Raw genomic sequence first — 24,726 nt, forward strand, 5'->3', positions numbered from 1 at the left:
TTGATGAAACCGTTTATTAAATGGAAATTTCCGCGTTTGTTAGCTGATTAAAACTGGCCTTTTCGCATCCTAAAAAGTGTACATTATGGGCATACTTATGTTGAAATATCTCGAAGGTGGGCTTATCATAAATTGTATGCCAATGACCGAAACTTAAGTTTAGTGCGCTTAGTTGAGTGGATAAATGGAATAAAAGCTAAGTCTGGCGAAACGAGTCAGATTGTGTCGGCGAGAGAGTGGGGGCCGTTGGCTTTTTCAATGAATCAACCAGCAGGCCGGGCTGACAGTATCGGCAGGCATCTTAGTTGACAATAGGGCGGTACACCGAGGGGGAATAGTAATGGAACACACTAATGAAGTGTACAAAGATATTGATCCACCCAGCGTTTGGTTGAGCGCACTTGTTCTGGCAGTATTCATGATTTTCGCCGCATTGGTCGTACATAGTGGTACTTGCTTAGCGGATGCAACTGAGACCAATTATTCACCAGTGCGCTCGAATCAATTTTTTTCTGAAAGCAAAGTTGATGCTAACCGCAGCAGCGCACTCTTGAAATATCGGGCGCTGCCGATCCAAAACTTGGCGGATGCGAGCGGCCGCTATGCTGATGCAATGACCGATTATGATGATGTGGGCACATATAACACCATTCAAGCCATAAAAGCCGCGGATAATAATGTGCCGACAATTGTGAAAACTGCTGATCAGTTGATTGCCGCGCTCACGAATAAGAATGTCCATTACATTCAACTGGGTGCGAATATTTTAATGAGCGGCAGTGCAGTTTCTGGGTATCAATCGCGGAGTATGCTTTCGGCCACGAGCGGTAATGTTCCCGCCCGTAATTTTGTGATTGACGGTAATCAGGGGCAATATACGTTAGAGGGGAATTATTGGGGAAACGAGGGCCCGGAAATATATCTGAATAACACGTTTCAGGGCACTGTGGCATTCAACAATATTCAACTTTGCGGCACCAGTTACTGGGGACCATTAACTTTGCGGGATCAGAATGGGACTGCGGCGCAAAATACTAAACTCATTTATCGCAACATTGATTATCAAGGATCGCAGTTAACCGCGTCGTATTACGCTAATGTGACTTTTACGGGATACAATACGGTATACTGCCAGAAGAGCTACACTGGACTGGACAGCAGCAACAATTATAGCCGCACCAAAGCAGTCACTGGGTATGCCTATCAAGAAAATATTGAGGTATCGAGTGTTACTTTTGCTAAAAATACTGTATACATCGGATCAAGTGATGGCTCGGGTTGTATTTCTCTTGGTAAATGGATTAACTACAATGGGGCGGCCCTGATTGATCAAAACGCGCAGGTCACTTTATCTAACGCTGGCAATCGCGGGTTCACGGCGTGGACGCAGGGTTTACTGGTTGTTAATGGGACGCTGACGGTATCGCCGTATGCCACTTTAAATGTTAATTTAAACAACAACACGATTTCTGGCACACCATACAATGGTATTACTGTAGATAATTACAACTCAGTCAAGAGCAACTTTGTAATCGCCGATCATGCCGCCGTTAATATTAATTCAGATGGGCCGTATAACTCGTATCAGTCGGGCGGCTCGATTGGTACTGCCAATATTGGCGGTCCATTAAGTATTGGCACCTCGTCCACGGTGAGTGTGGGCCAATTTGCCCAGCTCAACGTATCTGCAATTCACTGTAATACGCCTAATCCAGTGATTGATGGGGCCAATGGATCTAATTTTCTTTTATCCCAATACGCGCGTTTTTCTTTAACGCACACGAGTAATGGCACTGCTGCCAGTAATAAGACTAACGGCTTGCTGTATATGGGGTCGGGGTCAAACTTTCAATTCTCCCGGGCTTTTTCTGTCAATGTCGAGGATGACACTACCGCTGCGACTTATGCGGCCAATGGCGGCACTTCACCGGCGCTGGTATATAGTCCGTCCGGCACGCTGAATGTGGACACGCAGAATGTTTATACGTGGAATAAGGGCAACACGAATTGGGGCACAGACAGCAGCTGTTGGAATAATTTAGCCAACTACGATGCGCTGTACCAGAGTATGTTTAAGATGTCATCGGTCTATGCTTCTTCTGGCTGGCGAAGTTCTACTGGCAGTTCAACGGATCAGGGATCGCAAACGGCTTTTTCGGCCTTCAACACGGACAAGCTGCAGCGGGTACAATACACTTATGTAGCCAGTGTCAATATCAATTTGAATGCTTTAACGGATAAATCAACGACAGTGACGGGGACGGTCACTACCTTGGACGGACTCACCGGCGCTGAGAAACCCCTTGCTGGTGCCTACGTACGGGTGAGCGGGCATGTGAATAATAAAAATAGTAATGCCATTTGGACCAACGGCACGACGCCGACCTATACTGCGGCGCAAGTTAATGCAGATCAACCAATTGCGCCAGCGACGATCGTCTCACCAGTTGCGAATAACCCGTCACTGGGCACCCAGTATACGGCCAATTTCAATGCGGTTTCAGGAGCTGATGGCCGATTTACGATCAACACTGCCGGCAATGCGCCCTTAATGGCAAGCAATCCCAGCGATACCGCTAATGCCAGCCCAACAACGAATGGCCGGATTCAGGCCTATGCGTTCAAAAACGGTAATGATAGCAGCACCAACACGCCCGTCACCGATGCCACACCGCCGGTAGTCACGCCGTATGGCAGCAGTGAGGCGCGTTCTGCAGTGGCGGCCGCCAGTGCGCCGCTGAGTGCCGCTAGTTTTATTAAAACGGCAACGGATTTCGTCAGTGCAACGGGCTCCAATATTTGGAATAAGGCGATTACTTATCAGTATGACAACAGTAAAAATGCGGCTGATCTGTGGTCCGCTGCCGGCACTAACAAACCGGTATATATTATTGCTGCGGATGATCAGGGTAATACGACCGAGGTACTCAGTTATGTCAATATCTATCAGACGACAAATGCCATTCTTGTTGGCAAACCAACAGTCGTCATGAAACAACTCTCTACGGTGCCCGCGAATTGGCGGCAGTGGTCAATTGATACCAATCAAGTGACGGCTTTTAAGATTTTGGCGAATGGCACGATCACCCAGATTCCGACCAGTCTTATTCAGTCAACTGCCTCGAATGCAATCAACCAGCTGGGACAGCATCAAATACAGTACAGTCTGCCTGCCAGTTATGGGGCACAAGCAGTAACCGGGATGGTAACTTTTAAGTCCGATACGCTATCCTTGAAGGTTGATGCCAACCCCCTTGATTTTGGCAAGCATGCGTTCAATATTGTTGGTGCACTTTTCCAACCGGTGAACAGTACTTACGCAGTACAAGTTGATGACGATCGAGTGCAGACAAGCCAACCGTGGTCCTTATCAGTTTCAGCGACCCCCTTTGTCAGTCAATCGACGGCTGTCCAAGTCTCCACCGAGCAGCTGAACCTGGGACTAATGGATCAAGCAAACTATTTCAACAGCATTATGGGTACGCCATTTACGGTGGCCAATGACCAGACAGGGTCGCAGACTTTCGACTTTATCAATGGTCCGCTGGACTTTTGCTTGAATAACGCGACTGGTTCCAGCGGCTTGAACGGTCACTATACGGCGACAATGACGTGGGTCTTAACGGACGGATTATAGGGCACTGAGTGCGCACAGCGACGGCTAAACAAAACAGGCATCGCAACCGTGAAATACGATTGCGATGCCTGTTTGTGCTGCTGGTTTATTTGGCTGTCACTGCATTGGGTACATGCCCAGTCGTTAAGGCTGTATTGAAGTTCTCGTAGCTGACAGAAATCATGCCTTCCAGCGCCGGTTCAGTCAGTGAGCCCATGTGCGGGGTGAACAGCACCTTAGGATATAGGCTGGCCAAGTCGCGCAGAACGGGCAATGGCAAAGTGTCGTTGCCAGCCAGTTTTTTACCGAAGATTTGGCCTTCCGCCAACAGGACATCACTGGCGAACCCGTCTAAGCGGTCGTCTTTCAACGCGGCCAAGACCGCATCATAGTCGACCAGTTCACCCCGGGCAGTGTTGACCAGTACCGCGTGGGGTTGCATTTTGCTGATTAGCTCGGCGTTGATCATTTTGTCGTTTTGACCAGGGAAGTAGGGCACGTGCAGAGAAATGATGTCGGACTTCGTGACCAATTCGTCCAGACTGACGAAATCAACGACCGCCTTAGCCGCATCGGATTGGTAGACGTCATAACCCAAGACGGTCGCGCCCATGCCTTTCCACAGTTGGGCTTCGGTCACGCCAATATGGCCGGTGCCGATGATGCCAATCGTGGAACTATGGGCTTCTTTACTGAAGTAGGTGGGAGTCACACGATAGTCGCCCTGGGCGGTGTTCGCCGTGGCATAGGCTGTATGGCGGAACAGCATCATCCCCAGAGTCAGGGCCAGTTCGGCTACGGAATAGGCGGAATACCCAGGGACACGGGCAACTTTCATATCGTAGCCGGCCGCGGCCTTGAGATCGATATGATCATAGCCGATGGTCCGGGTGAACACATAGGCAATACCATACTCGTGCATCTTGGCCAAGTTCTGGGCATCCGCCACACAGTTGCCCCGCAGAAGCACCGCGTCGCACCCCTCAATTTCGCCGACATTGTCGTGAGTCAGTAAGGCCGGGATCAGTTTCAAGTCGTAATTGTACTTGTTTAATTTATTGAAGAAAGGCACCTCATAATCGTGTACCCCGAAACAAGCAATCTTAAAAGCCATAGTCGAACTTCCTTTCGTGAACTAGTATTTAAATGGGCTCTGCCGACCAGAAGCTAAGGGATAAGCCAAGATGAGCGCAAAACCTAAAATCGGGTTTTGGCCCGTCTTGGCTTATCCTTACGCTTCTAACTGGTTGGCGACGTCCTCTCTAATTAACCGCCGAACATACCGGCCGCTTTGATCAATTGCAGCACAACGATCCAGAGCGGAATGGCGATGACGGCGCTGAAGGTGGAAATGAAGCTGGCGTTGCTGGTCATCAATGCCCCATGGTCGAAGCCGATAGCATACGCCGCGGCCACTGCTGCCGTGGGAGTGGCCATCATGACGATAATTGTGGCCAAGGCCACGTTGTCCACCGGTAAAATGTGAGTTGCGGTGAGCAGGAACAACAGTACCAGGTTGATCAGCGGTACGATAACGACCTTATTCCAGGAGTAGTACCAGCTGGTCTTGTCGGTCGCTGCTTCCTTGAAGGAAACGGATCCCAGAGTGACCCCGATGGCCAACCAGGCCAGAGGAGAGGCCAAGGCCGCCAAATAAGATAGCGGTTTAAACAGCCAGACGGCGGTTTGGTCAATTCGGTAAAAGGCCACGGTAACCATTTTGCCAGTCGCATCTGCTGCTGGGACAGTGACTTGCGGCGCAGCCGTTTGGAAGAGCCACAGGAATAGGCCTAGGAAGGTGGCGATGACGATGGGGTTCAGCAGCATCGTCTTGATGTTCTTGGCCTCTAGTTTCAGACCGGAGAGCTTGATGTAGGCATAGGAATAAAGGAAAATCCGATAGCCGATGTTGAAGATGGAGCTGTACATCACACCCTTGGCGCCCCAGACAGCCCCGACGATGGGAATACCGAAGAAGGTCGTGGAACCGAACGTGGTCAGAACGGCCAGTACGGATTTCTTATCCTTATCGGACTTAAAATACATGAACGGTGTGACCAGAATCAAGATGACATAGATGATGATGCCCCAAATCAGTACGTTGATCCCCTGCCGCAGGGTATCGGGATCAATGGGCTGCATGAATGAGTTGAAAGCCAGAGCGGGCAGAGCCACGGTGAGTACGACTTTCGAGAGGGTTTTGCCTAGGGAATCAGAAAAGATACCCCGCCGGCGTAAGAAGAAGCCCAACAGAATGATGAAAATCGTCGACGTCACGGCGCTGACAACGTTCATATTCGTCAGTGTATCGGTGAGCGCTTTGAGCATTGTGGTGTCCTCCATAATGTAATTATTTCACTTACTGAGTTCTATTGTACCATGCTCTGTTATCCACTTCACAGACTTAAATGCAAAATTTTTTTTGGCAGAAAAAGATCCCGTCATACCGGGCAGAAGCTAATAACAACGGGTGTTATGGTAAAAAAGTTTGCCGAAAAAGTTTGAACTTCGAACTAATTTGCTGTAGACTCGTTTCAATCAGTTATTACCGTCGCGGATGTCGTGACGGTTAAGTTTTGGCCAGATAGTTTGAACATCAAACTATTTATGTGTTAACCCATTGGGCCGACCAGCGAAAGGAAGAGAACAGTGCACGTACTTGATGCTGCGGAGATCATGCAATTGATCCCCAACCGTTATCCGATCCTGTATATGGATTACGTGGATGAATTGACTCCAGGCGAATCCATTGTGGCCACAAAGAATGTGACCATCAACGAGAACTTTTTCCAAGGCCATTTCCCGGGTAATCCGGTGATGCCCGGGGTACTGCAAATCGAGTCCCTGGCCCAAGCGGCATCGATTCTGATCCTCAAGACCCCGCGCTTCCAAGGCAAGACCGCCTATCTGGGCGCAATCCATCAGGCTAAGTTCCGCCAAGTAGTGCGGCCGGGCGACGTGCTCAAGCTGCATGTGACGATGCTGAAGCAGAAGGATAATATGGGTAAGGTGCAGTGTACCGCCATGGTTGGCGAGAACAAAGCCTGCGAAGCTGAACTGACCTTTATCGTAGAGGAGGCGCAGGCCAAAATATAAGAAATAGGGGATATCGATGATCGACGAGAAGAAGACGTCTGAAGCAGCGCGCAAGCAAGACCAGAACTATATCAACAATGCCTTAGTGGATGTGTATGACAACATCATGCGATTTGAGGAGCAGCAAATTCGGGGCAGCCGTTTCCGGGATATCAATGCCCGGGAGCTGCATATCGTGCACGCCATTGGCTTGCATGACCACAAGACCACCAGTCAGGTGGCCCGGGAATTTCGGATGAGCAAGGGCACGCTCACAGCGCATCTGAACAATTTGGAGCGCAAGGGTTACATTGAGCGGCACCGTAATCCGGATGATCGGCGGGTGATCAATCTTGGCCTGACCAGCAAGGGCCGGCTGCTTTACCGGGTGCATGATGCGTTCCATCGGCGCCTGGTCAACAGCTTCTTGGCTGGGATGGACGATGATGACCGGCAGCTGATCAAACAAGCTTTGATGAATCTAGAAGAATTCTTAGATGAGGCACAGAAGAAATGACTCCAACCCCAAGCAGTTTTACCATTCTGGCTAGTGCCGGACAGGTTCCGGCAAAGGTTGTCACCAATGATGACCTGGCCGCCCGGATGGATACGTCCGATGAGTGGATTCGCCAGCGGACGGGCATTCATACCCGGCATATTGCGGGTGATGATGAGTCCACCAGCACCCTGTGTACCACAGTGGCGCAGCAGCTTTTGCATCAGGCCGGCATTGGCGCCGACCAGCTCAGTTACATTGTTGTGGCGACAATGTCGCCGGATTATGCGACCCCGGCCACCGCGGCCCAGGTCCAAGGGGCCATTGGCGCGGCCAACGCCGTAGCCTTCGATATTTCAGCCGCGTGTTCCGGTTTTGTTTACGGACTGCATCTAATGCAGCGTCTGCTGGCCGGGCCAGACGTACATTACGGTCTGGTGCTGGGCGGGGAAACGTTGAGTCGGTTGGTCGATTGGACTGACCGCAGCACCGCCGTGCTTTTCGGCGACGGGGCCGGCGGCGTTCTGCTCAGTAATCAGGGCTCTGGCCAATATCTAGGCCGTGATCTGCGTACCCTGGGCGACCAGGGGGCGTATCTCACCGCCCGGGCGTTGCATGGTCAGGCACCGAGCGATGCCTTTCTGCACATGAACGGGCGCAAAATCTATACGTTCGCCGTGCGGGCAGTGCCCCGGTCCTTGCAGGCCGCTGTCGACCAGGCCGGGTTAAGCTTGGATCAGGTAGATCATTTTCTCCTGCACCAGGCCAACGCCCGGATCATCACTCAGGTGGCCAAAGAACTGGATCAGCCCCTGGACAAATTTCCGATGAATATTGCGGCAGTGGGCAACACGGCCGCCGCCAGCGAGCCCTTGCTGCTGGCCGAGACCATTTCCGGCGGCCAGATTCAGCGAGGCGAAGTCCTTGCCCTGTGCGGCTTTGGCGGCGGTTTGACTGTCGGGACCGTGGTATTGCGCTACTAAATTTCAACCAAATTAATGAAAGAGGTTTTTATATTATGACAAACGAAGACGTATTGGCAAAGATTACGAGTATTATTGCGGACCAATTGGATAAAGACGCCAGCATCATTACGCCAGCCACAAATTTTAAAGAAGACTTGGACGCCGACAGCTTGGACGTGTTCGAAGTAATCGACAAGATCGAAGACGCATTCGATATTGAAATCGACAGCGACGAGAGCATTGCTACGGTGGGCGACTTGGTTTCCTACGTGACCAAGCAGTTGGCGGCTTAAGTCATGACCCAACACTGGACAGCATTGTTCAGCGGCCAGGGCCAGCAATTTCCGGGGATGGGGCAGGATCTGTATGCCCAGGAACCGATGTATCGGGAGACCGTGCAGCTGGCTGAGGAAACGACTGGAATCCGGTTGACAGATCCGGCGGTCTGGGACGATCCGGCTCATATTCCGGTGGCCATTGTCACGTTGAGTCTGGGGCTGTTCCGGGTGCTGCGGCAGGATATGCCGCTGCCCCAGGGTGCGCTGGGCTTGAGCCTGGGCGAATATAGTGCCTTGGCGGCTAGCGGGATGCTGCCGCTGGCGGCAACCTTCCCGCTGGTGCGGGATCGTGCCGAGTATATGAATGCGGCAGGGGGGGCGAACCCCGGTGTCATGGCCGCTGTGTTACGCAGTAACGCTACCATGGTAGATGAAGCGTGCCAGCAGGCGTTCAGAGTTGGTCCGGTTTATCCGGCGAACTACAATACCCCTGGCCAGACCGTGATCGGCGGAGCTCCCGCTGGCGTGGCCGAGGCCACCCGGCTGCTCAAGGCTCAGGGCATCAAGCGAATCGTACCGTTGAAGATTACAGTGGCCTCCCATACCCCATTCATGGCTCCGGCCAGCGATCAATTGGCTCGGCGACTGACAGATGTGACCTTCCAGGCTGGCCAGTTCCCGGTTTGGAGCAACACCACGGTGACCCCTTTCGCCGTGGATACCGTGCCGGAGGTACTGACCCAGCAGTTGGTTTCGCCGACCCAGTTTGGGGCCGATCTGCAAGCCAGCCAAGCCGCTGGGCAGACTCCTGTGGTTGAAATCGGCCCGGGAACCGCGCTAACCAAATTTGCCAGCAAGACCGTGCCGGGTATTGTCGCATGGCACGTGGATAGCGTTGATACGCTGAATGCATTACGCAAGAATTGGAGTGAGCTGAATGGCTGAAGAACAACCCGTGGCCTTAGTCACCGGCGCCCGCACCGGCATTGGCCGGGCCATCGCTGAACGGTTGCAACAAGACGGTTACCGCGTCGCCCTCAACGTCCACCGGGCGCTGACTGATGACGAACAGGCTGAGCTGGGCCAAACTTTCCAACCACTGACGGTGGTCGTGGGCGATGTCGCTGACGAAACCGCCGCCGAGGCGATGGTCAGTCAAGTCCAAGACCAATTCGGCCGCTTGGATCTGCTGGTGAACAATGCCGGATTGAACCGGGATACGTTGCTCACCCGGATGAAAGCAGCCGACTTTGAGCAAGTCGTCCATACCAACCTGACTGGCGCCTTTCTCATGACGAAATATGCCTTAAAACTAATGCAAAAGCAGCGCGCCGGCAATATTGTCAACATTAGCTCCATCGCCGGCCTGCGCGGTAACATCGGTCAGGCAAATTACGCCGCCAGCAAAGCGGGTATCATCGGCCTGACTAAGACCGCCGCCCGCGAAGGCGCCCTGCGCGGCGTACGCTGCAACGCCGTTGCTCCCGGCATGATCCACACCGCCATGACCGCGGCTATGAGCGAAAAACGTCAAGAAGAGTTTGCCAGCCAAATCCCCCTAAAACGCTTCGGCGACCCCACCGAAATCGCCGATGCGGTCGCCTTCTTGGCCGGTAATGCCTATATCACCGGGCAAGTACTGACCGTGGACGGCGGGCTAACGATTTAAAACGGTGAGTTGAGAAGAATATTGCAGTTTTGGCGTGTCTAGTGCCAATGCGGAGCAATCGGAGGCTGAGGGGGCTCAGCCATGGAAACAACACGGCGGCTCTGCCGCCGATGTTGTTAGGCGACTTTGAGACCGCGCAGCGGGCTCAAAGCGCCGTCATGGCGTTCCAGCCCCCTCAGCCGGAGATTGCGCAGCACTTGGCACGGCGTACCAGAGCACCATCTTCCAGTGAAAGAAAGGACCAGTGAAAATCTGATGCAACGTGTCGTTGTTACCGGGATGGGGGCTGTCACCCCCGTGGGGAATGATGTCCCTACGTTCTTAGATCATCTCATGGCAGGCCAGATCGGCATTGCCCCGATTACGAAATTCGATGCCAGCGAAACTGGGATCACTATGGCTGGCGAAGTCAAAGACTTCGACGCCACCAAACGGGTGGACCGTAAAACCGCCAAGCGCAACGATCTCTTTTCTGTCTATGCCCTGTACAGTGCCCATGAAGCGATGGCAATGGCTGGGTTGGCCGCGGACAGCGTTGATCCGGAACAGCTCGGTGTCATCTGGGGCTCCGGCATTGGCGGGTTGACTACCATTCAAGATCAAGTGATCAAGATGCACGACAAGGGTCCGCGGCGGGTATCACCGCTGTTTGTGCCCAATTCCATCATTAACATGGCCGCCGGCAATCTGGGGATTGAATTCGATGCCCAAAATACGAGCCAGGCCATCGTGACGGCCTGTGCGTCGGCGACCAACGCCATCGGCAATGCCTACGAGTATCTCAAAGCCGGCAAAGCGGACGTGATCATCACCGGTGGATCGGAAGCGTCTGTGAACGAGATCGGTATCGCCGGCTTCGCGTCACTGACGGCCCTGTCCCGGGCGACAGAAGCGGACCAGGCTTCCTTACCCTTTGATGCCAAGCGCAACGGGTTCGTGCTGGGCGAAGGCGCGGCCGCGCTGGTTTTGGAGACTCTGGATCATGCCCAAGCCCGCGGCGCCAAGATCCTGGCGGAAGTAGTCGGCTACGGGACAACGTCCGATGCGTATCATATGACCGCGCCGGATCCCACCGGGAAGGGCGCCCAGCGGGCCATGGCTCAGGCCATCGCCGAAGCGGGGATTACCCCGGCTGACGTGGATTACGTCAATGCCCATGGCACCGCGACTCAAGCCAACGATAGTGCAGAAGCGCAGGCGATCAACCGGGTCTTTGGCGCAGACAGCAATGTTTTGGTCTCCAGCACCAAGGGCATGACTGGCCACCTGTTGGGCGCAGCCGGGGCTATTGAGGCCGTCGCCTGTGTTGGTGCGATTCAGCGCCAGCAATTGCCAATGAACATCGGCGTCCATGAGCAGGATCCCGAATGCCCGGTGACACTGGTCGACGAGACAAATAATCACCGCCCGGTCCACTACACCATCAGCAACTCTTTCGGTTTTGGCGGCCATAACGCCGTCATCGCCTTCAAGGAAGCGAGTGAGTAGTTTGGAAGAGAAGGATATTGAACGCTTATTGGAGAAATTCGATGCGTCCAGCCTGCAAGAGTTTGAAATGACCCAGGGTGATCTGCACTTGGCCTTTTCGAAGCGCGCTCAAGCGGCCACTGTGGTCCAGGAAAGTGTACCAGTGGTCAGCGATGCCGCACCGGCTCCTGCAGCCCCGGCCAGTACGAGTACCAGCACATCGGCTCAACCGGCGGCCGTGCCCGCGCCCCAGCCGGACGCGGGCACCCCGGTCCCGGCGCCCCTGGTGGGGGTGGCTTACTTTGCGGCCGCTCCGGATAAGCCGCCATTCAAGCAAATCGGCGATCATGTTGATAAGGGCGAAACAATTTTTGTCATCGAAGCGATGAAAATGATCAACGAAGTGCCCAGTCCGGTCAGCGGAACGCTGGTCAAGCGGCTGATTGATGACGGCACAATGGTGGAGTACGACGAACCAGTCGTGACCATCAAGGAGGACGCGGCTGAATGATACCGAATGTGCAAGATGTGATTCCCCAGCGTTACCCATTTCAACTGATCGATACATTCACGGACGTGCAGCCCGGTCAGGCGGCCACCGCCCGAAAATTGATTACGATCAATGAGTGGTTCTTCGCCGGCCGCCCGGCAAACCACTTGACGATGCCCCGGCCGTTACTGATTGAGGCACTGGCCCAGACCGGCGTTGCCGCCGTGCTCTGTCTGCCGCAATTTGCCGGGGATGACGTTTTGTTCGGCGGTATTCGCGACGCCCAATTCAATGACAGCGTGCGGCCGGGAGATGTCCTGACTTTGCATGTTGTATTGGAAAAGATCAAAAAGCCCTTTGGCCTAGGTCATGGCCAGATTATTCGAGCTGGTGAAGTGGTTGTTGACGCCCAGTTGATTTTAGCGATTACAGGAAAGGAATGACCGGGATGTTTAAGAAGGTACTGGTGGCCAACCGCGGTGAGATTGCCGTACAGATCATTCGCGCCCTCCACGAATTGGGGGTGCAGGCCGTCGCCATCTATTCCAGTGCAGATAAGGATGCCTTATTTGTTCAGTTGGCAGATGAAGCCATCTGTATCGGCGGTCCGCAGCCCGCGGATTCCTATTTGAACATGTCCCAGATCCTCAGTGCTGCCAATCTCACTGGGTGCGAGGCCATCCACCCGGGGTACGGCTTTTTGTCAGAAAACGCAGAGTTTGCCCGGTTATGCGCTGAATGCCATATGACCTTCATTGGCCCGTCGCCCACGGTCATCGACCGGATGGGGGACAAGGCCAATGCCCGGGAAACGATGAAGACCAGCGGCGTACCGGTGATTCCCGGTTCCGAAGGGACGTTGGCCGATGTGGCGACCGCGGTCCAAGTGGCGCAGCATATCGGCTATCCGATTTTGTTGAAGGCAGCCGAGGGTGGTGGCGGTAAAGGTATCCGCACAGTGCAAAGTGCCGCTGAACTGCCGGCCGCCTTTCGTGAAACCCAGCGAGAAGCCCGCCTGAACTATGGCGATGATCGGCTTTATATTGAAAAGCTGATCACCCATGCCAAGCACATTGAGATGCAGGTAATGGCTGACACCCAGGGGCACGTGGTTTACTTACCAGAACGGGACTGCTCGCTCCAGCGCCACCACCAGAAAGTGATGGAAGAAAGTCCCTGCCGGGAAATCACGCCGGCGGAACGCGCTAAGCTGGGGGCCATCGTAGTCCGGGCCTGTCAAAAAATCGGCTATACCAACACCGGCACATTTGAATTCCTGATGGATGCCAGCCACCACTTCTATTTTCTGGAAATGAATACCCGCTTGCAGGTGGAACATACTGTGTCGGAAGAAGTCACCGGGTTGGAACTGATTAAAGCGATGGTTCGGGTGGCGGCTGGCGAGGCCTTGCCGTTCACCCAAGCGGACGCCGCCGTCAAAGGGTATGCTTTGGAGTGCCGCATCAACGCGGAAGACCCGCGTCACGGTTTTCGGCCGTCCCCGGGCACACTGCATAAGCTGTATCTGCCCACCGGTACACTAGGCGTGCGGATCGATACCGGCGTGACCACCGGCAGCGTGGTGCCGCCTTATTACGACGCAATGATTGCCAAACTGATCGTCCATGGCCAGGATCGGGCCACGGTGATCACCAAGATGCAGCGGGTGCTGGGGGAATGCCAGCTGATCGGCATTGCCAGCAACCGAGATTTCTTATTAGCCCTGCTGGCGACGCCGGAATTCCAGGCGGGCACCGGCACCACCGATTTCATTACGACGGCGTTCTTACCGCGTTGGGAGGAGACTGCGGATGTTACAGCCTAAGTTCACACCGCCCACCCCGGCGGAGTTGGCCAAGCGCCGGAGCGCAATTCCGGACCGGTTGACCCAACGCTGCCCGGTTTGCGGCAAGACGTTTTTCCGGTTTCAGGCGGGCCGCTTTATGATCTGTCCGAATTGCGGCTACGCCCTGCGGATCACGGCGCGGAAGCGGGCCAAATTACTGTTTGACCGCTTCGCAGAGACCCACAAAGACATCACGGTGCCGGACCGGTATACCGATCCGGCTTACCGGGAGAAAATTGCTCAGGCCAAGAAGAAAACCAAGCTCAAGGAAAGTGTCTTGACCGGTTGGGCGACGATCAGCGACCAGCATTTCGCGGCGGGCATCATGGATCCGTTCTTCATCATGGGCTCATTGGGCAGCGCCACGGGAGAGAAAATCACCCGGCTGTTTGAAGAAGCCACCGCAGCCAAAGCACCAGTGGTCCTCTTCACCACGTCCGGCGGAGCCCGGATGCAAGAGGGTATCATGTCCCTAATGCAAATGGCGAAAGTCTCAGCGGCGGTTGCGGCGCACAGTGCGGCGGGCTTGTTGTACATCACCGTGTTATGCGATCCCACTACCGGCGGAGTAACGGCGTCCTTTGCCATGCAAGGGGACATCATTCTGGCCGAGCCGCATGCCCTGGTCGGCTTTGCCGGCCGGCGGGTGATTGAGCAGACGATTCACGAATCCTTGCCCAATGACTTTCAGCGGGCGGAGACGGTATTACAGCATGGCTTCATCGACGCCATCGTCCCTCGGGATCAGCAAAAGGACGTGCTGGCGCGCTTGCTGCGCTGGCACCAGCCCCAGGAGGCAGCGGTATGACGACTAATCAGCAGCACGAGGCATATGCAGCAGTTCAAGCGGCCCGCTCGACGGCTAAAATTCAAATCCAGACCCTGATCGATGATCTCATCGCGGATTTCTTCCCCTTGCATGGCGATCGCGCCGGTGGGGACGATCCAGCTGTGATTGGCGGGATCGGTCAATTGGCTGATTTGCCGATCACAGTGGTTGGGATTCAGAAGGGCCGCACGACTCAGGAAAATATCGAACGCCACTTTGGCAGTGCTTTGCCAGAGGGCTACCGCAAATCACTGCGGCTGATGAAGGAAGCGGCCAAATTTCACCGGCCGGTCCTGGCCTTGATCAATACGCCAGGCGCCTTTCCCGACAAGCATTCGGAGGACTTCGGCCAAGGCGAGGCGATTGCCCGCTGTCTTTTAGAAGGCATGCAGCTGCCCACCCCGATTCTCAGCGTGATTGTTGGTGAGGCTGGCAGCGGCGGAGCGTTGGCCTTGGCCTGCGGCGATGATATTTGGATGTTTGAACACAGCACATACTCGATCCTTTCCCCGGAAGGGTACGCCAGCATCATGTGGAAGGACGCGACTCGGGCCCCCGAGGCCGCCGTGAAATTAGGCCTCACGCCTAAAGAACTTTTAGCAGAACACATTGTGGACCGGGTGATCACCGAAGTGACCAATGCCGCGCAGGCCAAGGATTTAGCGACTGCCCTGCATGCCCGGTTCACCGCCCTGATGGCTTTGCCCACCGCCGAATTACTGGCTCGGCGCCAAGCCCGTTATCGAAAATTCTAGAAAGTAGGCAAAAATTAATGGCAGGATTATTGACTGGTAAACAGATCGTCGTCATGGGGGTGGCTAACCCGCGCAGTATCGCCTGGGGCTGTACCCAAGCGATGCACGACCAAGGGGCGACTGTGATTTTGACATACCAAAATGACCGCATCAAAAAGAGTTTGGCCCGGTTTGTCCCTGATGACTACCCGCTGATCGAGTGCGACGTGGCCGATGATCAAAACATTGAAGCAGCCTTCCAAGAAATCGGCGAACGGTTCGGCAAAGTGGATGGCGTGCTGCACGCCATTGCCTATGCCGATCGAGAGACCTTGCAAAACGGTTTGGTGCACACGACTAAAGACGGCTATGATTTGGCCCAAAATGTCAGTGCGTATTCCTTTATTGCCGTGGCCCGCTATGCCCAGACGATCCTGAATGATCCGGCTGGTTTGGTGACATTGACCTACTTTGGTTCTGAACGGGCGATTCCCAATTACAACATGATGGGCGTGGCCAAAGCGGCGCTGGAAAGCAGCATGCGGTACTTAGCTGCCGAATTGGGCGAACAGCACATTCGGGTGAATGCTATTTCGGCGGGGGCCGTGAAGACGCTGGCCGTGACGGGGATCAAACATCATGGCGAACTGTTGAAGCTATCCCAGGAACGGACTGTGGACGGCGAGAGCGTGACGACGGCAGAAATCGGCAACGTAGCGGCATTCTTGATGTCCGATTTGGCCACCGGCGTGACCGGCGATGTGATCTATGTCGATAAGGGTGTGCATCTCAGCTGAGGATGTCCTTAGATTCGACCGCCATCGCGGCCTGGCAAGCCGGCCCCCGACTGCCGCTTACAGTATTCCGGAAAATACCGTCTACGAATGGGTATGCCAAGACGTACGCTGCCAGCCATGCCGTCACGACAGCGCAAGCATTTTTGGCTGAAGAACAAACGGCCGGGTACGGCAAACGCGGCCGCACTTTTTATTCACCGCCGGCTACTGGCGTATACCTGAGTTTGCTAGTGCCTGCTGCGACGGTGACGCCGCTGGCGCCAGGACTGCTTACCACCGGTACAGCAGTCGCTGTCGTCACGGTGTTGCAGTGCTTCTTTCCAGCGGCCTTGTTTCACGTGAAATGGGTGAACGACATTCTGGTGGATAATAAAAAATGCGGCGGTATTTTGGTGGAACAAACGCACCAGGCCGTCGTCATCGGGATTGGGTTGAACTTATTCACGCCGCAGTTTCCGGCGGCGATTCAGACCAAGGCGGGGGCGGTGACCGAGCAGCCCGTGGACCGCAACATTGTGATTGCGGGTCTGCTGGATGCCCTGCAGGCACTGTTACCGGATTATCACACGGGCATGTTCTTGCCCGCTTATCGGGCACTGGCCCCCATGTTGGGCCGACCTGTGACCGTCCAAGTTGGCGAAACTGTTCTCGCTGGCACCGCCACAGCAATCAATACTGCCGGGGCATTGGTGGTGACTGCTGCTGACGGTCAGCAGCATGTACTGACGGCTGGTGAAGTGACCAAGGTCACACTGCCGGCAAATGATTATAAGGGGTGACATTCCACGTGAAACATAAGGATATTGCTATTATCAGTCTGTTTATTGCATTATTGATCGCATTAGGCTTCATTCCGCCGTTACCGGTGGGATTTCTACCCGTGCCGATCGTCTTGCAGAATTTGGGCGTACTCTTGGCGGCGGCGCTGTTAGGCCCTAAGCGGGGCACGATCGTAGTCGCCCTGTTCTTCTTGCTCGTCTTGGTTGGATTGCCCGTGCTGTCCAGCCGCAGTGCTGGTATCGCCGTTTTCTATGGGCCCAGCGGCGGCTTCCTATGGGGGTGGCTGTTGGCACCAGCAATTTATGGTCTGGGCGACCGACTGTTGGGCACGCATCACGGGCTTTGGCAGCGGGGGATTCTGCTCTGGCTGAGTGGTGCCGTGCTGGTGGATGGCTTGGGTGCTCTGTGGCTCAGCATTGGCCTGCACATGCCGTTGACCAGTGCCTTGATGGCCAGTCTGATTTTCATTCCTGGCGACACACTCAAGACTGTGTTGGCCACTTTGGTAGCCGAACGCGTCCAGCACGCGTTACCGGTGCACGACTAAAACGGGTTTCGGCGGCCATTTCTGGTCGTCAAAACCCTCTGATAAAAAGAGAACTGCCGATTTTTCGGTCAGTTCTCTTTTTTTGCATTAGGCTAACGTTGTGGTTCTGCCTTCGCCGGTTAAAAAGCCGGATTGCATATATTCGGGATTCGGGTAGTGATAGAAGCCCTGGCCGCTTTCCATCCCCAGATACCCGCGGTTGATTCGGTCCTTGATCTTCGCCGCTACAGCGATGGATACGGGATCGGTTTGTTGGGAGAAGATTTCGTATGAGGTCCGCAGTCCAACAACATCGATGACCGCAAATGGCCCGCGGGGAGCACCGGTAGCCAGCATCCAAACGCGATCAATGGTGTGGGCATCGGCTACGTCGGTTCCCCAGAGTTTATACGCTGCGTTCAGGAAAGGCACCAGCAGCGAGTTCAAAATGTATCCCGGCTGTTCCTTGTGCAGAATCACCGGAATCATGCCGATTTCCCGGCTGAAATCGAAGAGGGCATTGACGACACCCATGTCGGTGCCCGGGTGGCCCATAATTTCCACGGTATTGCGCAGCCAGATGGTATTGGCAAAATGCAGGGCCAAGTATTTATCCGGCCGGCCGGTATCGGCCGCAAACGTGGAGGGCAGGAACGTGGAAGAGTTGGTCGCAATTAAGGCTTTTTCTGGCAATAACGGGGCGAGTTGCTGATAAAATGCCTTCTTGATTTTAGGCACTTCTGGAATCGATTCGATCACTAAGTCCACATCCGCCGCGGCGGCGGGCATGTCTTTCGTTAATTGGATCCGGCTCTCCGCCTGATCCGTCATTTCCGGGGTCGCCCGCAGGTCGAATTAGTAGGACGGAGATAATTTTTCGATCCGTTCCCGCGCCTGCATCAAGGCCTCATCACTGATGTCGTAGAGAATGACGTCTTTGCCGTGGAAGGCTGCCTGGTAGGCAATTTGGCTGCCCAGCGTCCCGCCGCCAGCCACCATGATTTTTTTAAGAGTCATGAAAACACCCACTTTCTAAATGATTAAAAGCGCTTACATAACTCTATTATAACTCTTGTGCAGTAATTGGCAATACAAGAAAGACGGTTATTTACGGCCGCTGAGCGGCGTAATTTCGGCCCACTTGATTTGCTTATCCCGCCAGTAATAGTCCCGGTCATGCTGGTTGATCGGGCGGTGTACTTGACACGGGTTGCCAAAGGCGATGACGTTAGCCGGGATATCGTGGGTGACCACACTGTCGGCCCCGATGACCGAGTTATCGCCGATCGTCACCCCAGGCAGGACGATGACCCCGGCCCCCAGCCAGCAGTTGGCCCCGATCTTGACCGGCATGTTGTACTGGTAGGCTTTTTCCCGCAATTCCGGCAGGATCGGGTGGCCCGCTGTGGCCAGGGTGACGTTGGGGCCGAGCATGGTGTGGCTGCCCACATCGATGCGGGTGTCGTCCACTAAAGTCAAATTGAAGTTGGCATAGACATCATGGCCAAAATGGGCGAAATAGCCGGCCCAATTGGCGTGCAGCGGCGGTTCAATGTAGCAATTATCGCCGATTTCCGCGAACATATCGTGGAGCAGGACCGCCCGCCGGGCCATCTCTGTCGGCCGGGTTTGGTTGAAGTCGTACAGTTTATCCAGTGCTTTGAATTGTTCTTGCATGATGGCGTCGCCGTTAGGCAGGTATAAATCGCCAGAGTGCATTTTTTCTTGTTCAGACATTTGGGTCATGGCAGGTCCGCCTTTCTTTGAATCCGGTATCATCAGTGTAGCACAAGTCGGTTTGTGACTATTCAATGACCAAAGTTTGAAACGTTAGTGACCTAGACCAGTTTTAAGCCCCGGTTAAGGTTGGCTGATTATGCTCGATCTATTCACTTAGTTAGACCTGGCGCCGATGTCGCGTTCGCTCCTGGCGAACGAGGGACGCACACTTTCAAGGAGATGGATCGCATGGATAATGTCACCACGATTACCACGCCAGAGACGGCCCGCCGCCATTGGCGGTTCCCAATGGCCCAATTGCTGCCCTGGCTGCTGCCGGTCACGTTCCTCGCCCTGTGGCAGCTCAGCGTCAGCAGCGGCCTGATCACCAGCAGTTTGGTCCCGTCGCCCTGGGCGGTTTTCCAAGACGGAGTAGACCTGTGGCAAGCGGGTACGTTGCCGACCAATATCAGTATCAGCTTGTACCGGGCCACGGTGGGCTTCGTCATTGGCGGCGGGCTCGGCTTCCTGCTCGGGCTGCTCAATGGCTTATCTAAGCGCAGCCGGGCACTGCTGGATACACCGCTGCAAATGCTGCGCAACATTCCTCATTTATCGCTGATTCCTGTCGTTATCATTCTGCTGGGCATTGGTGAAACGGCCAAGATTTCGCTAGTTGCTATCGGCGTTTTATTTCCGATTTACATTAATACTTATCACGGTATCGCCAACAGCGATTCGGAATTGCTGGAGATGGGCCGCAGTTACGGTCTATCGAAATGGCAGCTGTTTAGTAAGATTATTTTCCCCGGCGCCTTGCCGACCATCCTGATGGGAGTCCGCTACGGACTGGGGATCATGTGGACCACGCTGATTGTCGCTGAAACCATGTCTTCCAATTCCGGCATCGGCTATATGGCGACCAACGCGCAGGAATTCATGGATATGAAGACCGTCCTGCTCTGTATCGTACTCTATGCGCTGCTGGGCAAGCTGTCTGACCTGATTGCCAAGGGATTGGAGAGTACTTTTCTCGCTTGGCGGACGAAAGGGGTGACCATTAATGACTGAGCCATTAGTCACTTTACAGAATTTAGAGAAGCGCTACGGCCATCGCATGGCGATTCACGACGTAAGCCTGCAGCTGTACCCCGGCGAAGCGGTTGCTCTGGTCGGGATGAGCGGCGGCGGGAAGAGCACAATTATGCGCCTGATCGCCGGGTTAGAAAAGCCGACGGGCGGCCGCTTGACATACCAAGATCCGGCCCCCGTGATGCGGGTGATGTACCAAGATGATCGGCTGCTGCCGTGGCTCACGGTGCAGGACAATGTCGGTTTCGGCCAGCACGGACAATGGGTCACGGACCTATTGGCGGCGGTCGGGTTGAGTGAAGCCGCTGAGCAGTACCCCGCCCAACTCTCCGGCGGCCAGCGGCAGCGGCTCGCTTTAGCCCGGGCATTACTGGCCAAGCCGCAGCTGCTGCTATTGGATGAACCCCTGGGCGCCTTGGATGCTTTGACTCGGCGTAAAATGCAGGATCTGATCATGCGCATCTGTGCGGAGCGGCACCTATCATCGCTGCTCATTACCCATGATGTTCAAGAGGCAGCCCGGATGGCCGATTGGATCATTGTTGTCAAAGATGGTACGAACGTCTATCAAACCGCTGGCGCCAAAGGTCAAGAGGCAGCGACCGTGGCGAAAGTCGGCGAAGATGTGTTACGGGTGATTTTGGATGAGCAGGTGAGGGCATGACCGAGACGCCAGCACCAGCCAAAAAAGGCCACCGGCCCTACCTCCATGAAGTCGATCTGATGCGGGTGATCTTCATCGGCGGCGTCCTGCTCAATCATACGACCACCGCCTTTCAAACGAATATGAGCAGTACCAGCGGCCAACGTTTAGGGCTGCTGGCTACCCACCTGATGATCCACTTCACGCGCATGGGCTTCATGTTCATGACCGGTCTGGTCTTGGCGCTGGCCTATTTTTCAAAGGACATTCATTGGCCGGTGTTTTATCTGAAACGGTTTAAAACGGTCACTGTTCCGTACGTTTTATGGAATACCATCTTGCTGGTCGGGGCTACCGCTCTGGGTGTGGGTGCTTTTACTTGGGCGGCATTTGGCAGCACCTACCTGTCAGCCTTGCTTCATGGTGACCAATTCTATCTGTATTACCTCATGGTGACGATGCAGCTGTATCTGGCGTTTCCGCTGCTCCGTCTGTTATTCAAGAAAACGGCCCATCACGGGCGCATTCTCCTAATTAGTTTCGTGGCCCAATTGGCCATTGTCAGTTTTATTAAATATGGTTTACCCACCATTAACACCAGCAATTGGCTTTGGTGGTTCAAAGCTTATGGTGTAAATGTCGTTACCTATCAATTTTACTTTATCGCTGGTACCTATACGATGTTGCATTATCAGCAAATCGTTGACTTTATTGATCAGCATATCAGGGTCATTGCCAGTCTAACCGCTGCACTATCAATCGGCACGATTGGCTTGTACGCCTTCAACCGGCTGGTACTGGGCTTGAATCACACCGCGGCGGTATCACCGCACCAGCCATACATGGTTGTCTACGACGGCTTGATGATCATGACCGTGTTCTGGCTCGGTCGGCGGTACGCCCAGTGGCGGCAAACGACCCAGCACCGCGGATTGGATCAGCTGATTCAAAACGGCGCGAAGGTATCTTTCGGCATTTATCTCTGCCAAACCATCGCTGTCAGCTTGCTCAGCGGGATCCTCGGCCAGCTGCATTTAAGTGACACAGCACTGCTGCTTCTGCTGCCCCTGGGGTATGCTTTTGTTCTTGGTTTATCGTTTCTCATTGCCTGGTTCTGTTATCGCGTGCCACCGTTCGGCTGGCTGATTGGCCGGCCGCAACCTTGGCACGCTGGGAAGAAAGGAGTTCTTCACTATGAGCACACTCACCGATCGTCTGTCTCTGCAACTGATCAATAATCGTCAATATCCCATCGTGCGGGATGAAGGCCTGGCGGAATGGTTCACCGGCCGGGAATTAGAAGAGGACGTGGCCCGGTTAAAGGATGTCTTCACTGCCCATGACATCGGTCATGGTGATGTGGTTCTAGTCTGCCTGCCCAACAGTGCCGTGCACCTGGTGATCAACCAGGCGCTTTGGGAACTTGGGGCGGTGGTCCAGCCGATTTCGGCGACTACACCAGGGCCGCAGATCCTGACCATTCGCGCGGAATATCACTACCCGGCGTTCATCGCGGACCCGGATCATTTGGCGGTTTTACCAGCGGGATGGACCGATACTCCGGTAGCCTTGCATACCCAAGCACCGTTGTTTCTGTACACAAAAGCTGAATGGGCGACAGATAAAGCGGCTGTCAAGCCCCAGGTCGCCGGTGAAGACGACTTGGGCATGATCCTGCAAACCTCCGGAACCACCGGCAAACCTAAGCGGGTGGGGGTCACTCACCGCCAAATGCTGAACGCCGCTAATCACGACATTGCCAGCCATCAGTTGAGCGAAATGGATACCACTTTGATCGTGATGCCGATGTTTCACGTCAATGCCCAGTTGATTTCGGTCCTGTCCACCCGCCTGTCCGGCGGCAAAATCGTCATCGCCCCAAAGTTCAGTGCCCATTTATTCTGGCAGCAAGTCAGGGACAGTCACGTCACTTGGACGTCCGTAGTCCCGACGATCATCAGTATTTTGTTGTTGAATGCGGGCGCCAATGCCGCCTATTCCCCGGACTTGCGCCTGCGCTTTGTCCGCTGCTCCTCCTTTGCCTTGCCGGAAGACAAACTGCGCGCTTTCCAACGGCGCTACCATACCCAAGTGATCGAAGGCTATGGAATGACGGAATCAGTCAGTCAGTGCACCGTCAATCCGTTTAATGCGCCGAAGGTCGGCTCCGCCGGCAAGCCCTATGCCACTGACTTACGGATTTTACCAGTGGACCAGAAGCCGACCACGAAGCCCCGCGTACTCGGTGAAATCATCGTCCGCGGCGATCACGTAATCACGGACTATCTGGACCACAATCCAGATGCTTTCTGGAACGGCTGGTTTCGCACCGGTGATTTGGGCTATCTGGACGAAGATGGCTACCTTTACGTGCAAGGCCGGACCAAGGAGATCATCAGTCATGGGGGCGAAAAAGTGGCTCCGGCCGAGGTCGAAAATATCCTAAGTGAGTTGAATTTCGTTGCCCAAGTGGCTGTGATCGGGCTGCCGGACCCGCTGTATGGGGAAAATGTCACTGCCGTCGTAGTCAGCACCACACCTGGGCAGCATGAACAGGAACAGACCCAGACACTGGCCCATTTTGCCCATGCTCATTTGGCAAAATATGAGCGGCCCACCACGATCATCTTTCGTGACACGCTCCCCCGGAATGCCACCGGCAAAGTATTGCGGCCGCAATTAACGAAGGAGCTCAGCCGGAACGGGATCGCCCATGAAGCATAAACGAATCCGTCTCGCCCTCTTGCTGATTGGCCTGCTGGCTTGGTTGTCTGTCGCTTTCTATGGCTACCGGCAAGTTCACGCCGACAGCAGCAGTTCTTTAACCACTGTGACGATTGGCTACCAAAAGGGTGATCCAGTCGATATTTCCCGCCAACGCGGTGAATTGGTCAAGAAAATGAAAGCCAAGGGTTACAAAGTGGTCTTCAAGGAATTCCAAAACGGTGCAGCGCTGATGACGGCACTGAAAGCCGGCAGTATTGACTACGCCCGGGCTGGCGATACACCACCGGTCACCGCCCAGGCGACCGGCACTCAGATCGCCTATATTGCCGCTGGTGCTACCAAGGAATATGGTACGGGTATTCTGGTCGGCAAGAATTCTGGAATTACCACGCTGAGTCAACTGAAAGGCAAGAAAATTGCCTATACGTCTGGCACAGCAACACAAAGTTTGATCATTAAGGCCTTGAAGAAGGCCGGTTTAACCACTAGCGATGTCGCTCTGGTAGACATGAGCCAAAGTGCTGCGAGTGTGGCTTTCGCCAAGGGGCAGGTGGATGCCTGGGTCACTTGGGATCCTTATACCGCTACTGCCCAGGTGCAAAACAATGCCGTACTGCTGACGAACGGGACGGGCTTAACCAAGAATCGGGACTTCCTCATCTCGACCCAAACTTATGCCGCCAGTCATACTACCGTCAGCAAGTACCTGGTCAGTTGCCTTAGTGATGATATGACCTGGGCCCAAAACCACAAGAGTGCGCTGGTGACTATGCTTAGCAAAACCTTGGGCTTGTCCAAGACGATCGTTGAAAAAACCGTGAATCGCCGCACCTTCTCCATGCAGGCGTTAACGAATACCAGCAGTATCGTCCAGGAACAGCAAGCAATTGCGGATTTACTTTATACAGAAGGAGTGATCAAGACGAAAGTGACAGTCAAATCGGCGTTTCTGACTTGAGGGAGCAGAAACGTCGCGG

General features: G+C 54.4%; 24 protein-coding genes and 1 pseudogene. 21 read left to right on the forward strand and 4 right to left on the reverse strand.

What is annotated here, in order from left to right:
• Nucleotides 1-340: 340 nt before the first annotated feature.
• Complete coding sequence (locus tag H627_RS0106935; RefSeq protein WP_027828359.1) at nt 341-3,637, forward strand: pectate lyase-like adhesive domain-containing protein; 3,297 nt, start codon at nt 341-343, stop codon at nt 3,635-3,637.
• 85 nt (nt 3,638-3,722) lie between these two features.
• On the opposite strand, the gene H627_RS0106940 is transcribed toward H627_RS0106935, so the two are convergent.
• Complete coding sequence (locus H627_RS0106940; RefSeq protein WP_027828360.1) at nt 3,723-4,730, reverse strand: NAD(P)-dependent oxidoreductase; 1,008 nt, start codon at nt 4,728-4,730, stop codon at nt 3,723-3,725.
• A 152-nt stretch (nt 4,731-4,882) separates the two neighbouring features.
• Nucleotides 4,883-5,944 (reverse strand): AEC family transporter, encoded by a 1,062-nt coding sequence (locus tag H627_RS0106945; RefSeq protein ID WP_223849930.1) that lies wholly within the window; start codon nt 5,942-5,944, stop codon nt 4,883-4,885.
• A gap of 321 nt (nt 5,945-6,265) precedes the next feature.
• Between H627_RS0106945 and fabZ the strand changes: the two genes are divergently transcribed.
• The 15 genes from fabZ (at nt 6,266) to H627_RS0107025 (ending at nt 17,589) form a co-directional block, all read left to right on the forward strand.
• A complete protein-coding gene (fabZ, locus tag H627_RS0106950; RefSeq protein WP_027828362.1) occupies nt 6,266-6,712 on the forward strand; it encodes a 3-hydroxyacyl-ACP dehydratase FabZ in 447 nt (148 codons plus the stop codon).
• 16 nt (nt 6,713-6,728) lie between these two features.
• Nucleotides 6,729-7,208, forward strand: a complete 480-nt coding sequence (locus H627_RS0106955) for a MarR family winged helix-turn-helix transcriptional regulator (protein ID WP_051225250.1) — start codon at nt 6,729-6,731, stop codon at nt 7,206-7,208.
• The gene (locus H627_RS0106960) at nt 7,205-8,170 is read left to right on the forward strand and encodes a beta-ketoacyl-ACP synthase III (RefSeq protein ID WP_035440190.1); all 966 of its coding nucleotides are present in this window, start codon (nt 7,205-7,207) and stop codon (nt 8,168-8,170) included. The genes H627_RS0106955 and H627_RS0106960 overlap by 4 nt, the downstream gene beginning before the upstream one ends.
• Nucleotides 8,171-8,205: 35 nt before the next feature.
• Nucleotides 8,206-8,445 (forward strand): acyl carrier protein, encoded by a 240-nt coding sequence (gene acpP / locus H627_RS0106965; RefSeq protein ID WP_027828365.1) that lies wholly within the window; start codon nt 8,206-8,208, stop codon nt 8,443-8,445.
• Nucleotides 8,446-8,448: 3 nt separating this feature from the next.
• Nucleotides 8,449-9,375: an ACP S-malonyltransferase gene (locus tag H627_RS0106970; RefSeq protein WP_027828366.1), complete on the forward strand. Its 927-nt coding sequence runs from the start codon at nt 8,449-8,451 to the stop codon at nt 9,373-9,375.
• Nucleotides 9,368-10,099: a 3-oxoacyl-ACP reductase FabG gene (fabG, locus tag H627_RS0106975; RefSeq protein ID WP_027828367.1), complete on the forward strand. Its 732-nt coding sequence runs from the start codon at nt 9,368-9,370 to the stop codon at nt 10,097-10,099. The genes H627_RS0106970 and fabG overlap by 8 nt, the downstream gene beginning before the upstream one ends.
• A gap of 255 nt (nt 10,100-10,354) precedes the next feature.
• Nucleotides 10,355-11,587, forward strand: a complete 1,233-nt coding sequence (gene fabF / locus H627_RS0106985) for a beta-ketoacyl-ACP synthase II (RefSeq protein ID WP_027828369.1) — start codon at nt 10,355-10,357, stop codon at nt 11,585-11,587.
• A gap of 1 nt (nt 11,588) precedes the next feature.
• The gene (locus H627_RS0106990) at nt 11,589-12,077 is read left to right on the forward strand and encodes an acetyl-CoA carboxylase biotin carboxyl carrier protein (RefSeq protein ID WP_027828370.1); all 489 of its coding nucleotides are present in this window, start codon (nt 11,589-11,591) and stop codon (nt 12,075-12,077) included.
• Nucleotides 12,074-12,499: a 3-hydroxyacyl-ACP dehydratase FabZ family protein gene (locus H627_RS0106995; RefSeq protein ID WP_027828371.1), complete on the forward strand. Its 426-nt coding sequence runs from the start codon at nt 12,074-12,076 to the stop codon at nt 12,497-12,499. Before H627_RS0106990 ends, H627_RS0106995 begins: the two co-directional genes overlap by 4 nt.
• Nucleotides 12,500-12,504: 5 nt before the next feature.
• Nucleotides 12,505-13,881 carry an acetyl-CoA carboxylase biotin carboxylase subunit gene (locus H627_RS17385; RefSeq protein WP_035440194.1) on the forward strand — a complete coding sequence of 459 codons (1,377 nt, stop codon included), beginning with the start codon at nt 12,505-12,507 and terminating at the stop codon, nt 13,879-13,881.
• Complete coding sequence (locus H627_RS0107005; RefSeq protein ID WP_027828372.1) at nt 13,868-14,710, forward strand: acetyl-CoA carboxylase carboxyltransferase subunit beta; 843 nt, start codon at nt 13,868-13,870, stop codon at nt 14,708-14,710. Before H627_RS17385 ends, H627_RS0107005 begins: the two co-directional genes overlap by 14 nt.
• Nucleotides 14,707-15,486, forward strand: coding sequence for a carboxyltransferase subunit alpha (gene accA, locus H627_RS0107010; protein ID WP_027828373.1), 780 nt, complete (start codon nt 14,707-14,709; stop codon nt 15,484-15,486). The genes H627_RS0107005 and accA overlap by 4 nt, the downstream gene beginning before the upstream one ends.
• Before the next feature lie 17 nt (nt 15,487-15,503).
• Nucleotides 15,504-16,262: an enoyl-ACP reductase FabI gene (fabI, locus tag H627_RS0107015; protein WP_027828374.1), complete on the forward strand. Its 759-nt coding sequence runs from the start codon at nt 15,504-15,506 to the stop codon at nt 16,260-16,262.
• A gap of 2 nt (nt 16,263-16,264) precedes the next feature.
• On the forward strand, nt 16,265-17,041 hold the full coding sequence (locus H627_RS17390; protein ID WP_051225251.1) for a biotin--[acetyl-CoA-carboxylase] ligase: 777 nt from the start codon (nt 16,265-16,267) through the stop codon (nt 17,039-17,041).
• 8 nt (nt 17,042-17,049) lie between these two features.
• Entirely contained in the window at nt 17,050-17,589 is a 540-nt protein-coding gene (locus tag H627_RS0107025) for a biotin transporter BioY (RefSeq protein ID WP_027828375.1), read from the forward strand.
• 87 nt (nt 17,590-17,676) lie between these two features.
• On the opposite strand, the pseudogene H627_RS17395 reads toward H627_RS0107025, so the two are convergent.
• Nucleotides 17,677-18,585, reverse strand: a pseudogene (locus H627_RS17395) (3-hydroxyacyl-CoA dehydrogenase).
• Between the two features lie 87 nt (nt 18,586-18,672).
• Nucleotides 18,673-19,305, reverse strand: coding sequence for a sugar O-acetyltransferase (locus tag H627_RS0107035; protein WP_027828376.1), 633 nt, complete (start codon nt 19,303-19,305; stop codon nt 18,673-18,675).
• 231 nt (nt 19,306-19,536) lie between these two features.
• Between H627_RS0107035 and H627_RS0107040 the strand changes: the two genes are divergently transcribed.
• Genes H627_RS0107040 through H627_RS0107060 form a run of 5 tightly spaced genes read left to right on the forward strand, consistent with a single transcriptional unit; the run spans nt 19,537 to nt 24,707 of the window.
• A complete protein-coding gene (locus H627_RS0107040; protein ID WP_027828377.1) occupies nt 19,537-20,358 on the forward strand; it encodes an ABC transporter permease subunit in 822 nt (273 codons plus the stop codon).
• Nucleotides 20,351-21,043, forward strand: a complete 693-nt coding sequence (locus H627_RS0107045; RefSeq protein WP_027828378.1) for an ABC transporter ATP-binding protein — start codon at nt 20,351-20,353, stop codon at nt 21,041-21,043. The genes H627_RS0107040 and H627_RS0107045 overlap by 8 nt, the downstream gene beginning before the upstream one ends.
• Nucleotides 21,040-22,260, forward strand: coding sequence for an acyltransferase (locus H627_RS0107050; RefSeq protein ID WP_027828379.1), 1,221 nt, complete (start codon nt 21,040-21,042; stop codon nt 22,258-22,260). Before H627_RS0107045 ends, H627_RS0107050 begins: the two co-directional genes overlap by 4 nt.
• Nucleotides 22,217-23,746, forward strand: a complete 1,530-nt coding sequence (locus H627_RS0107055; protein WP_027828380.1) for an AMP-binding protein — start codon at nt 22,217-22,219, stop codon at nt 23,744-23,746. The genes H627_RS0107050 and H627_RS0107055 overlap by 44 nt, the downstream gene beginning before the upstream one ends.
• Nucleotides 23,736-24,707 (forward strand): aliphatic sulfonate ABC transporter substrate-binding protein, encoded by a 972-nt coding sequence (locus H627_RS0107060; RefSeq protein ID WP_027828381.1) that lies wholly within the window; start codon nt 23,736-23,738, stop codon nt 24,705-24,707. Before H627_RS0107055 ends, H627_RS0107060 begins: the two co-directional genes overlap by 11 nt.
• Nucleotides 24,708-24,726: the final 19 nt, after the last annotated feature.

Origin of the sequence: Schleiferilactobacillus harbinensis DSM 16991, from assembly GCF_000425885.1 — a bacterium.
In the GTDB taxonomy this organism is placed as follows: Bacteria; Bacillota; Bacilli; order Lactobacillales; family Lactobacillaceae; genus Schleiferilactobacillus; species Schleiferilactobacillus harbinensis.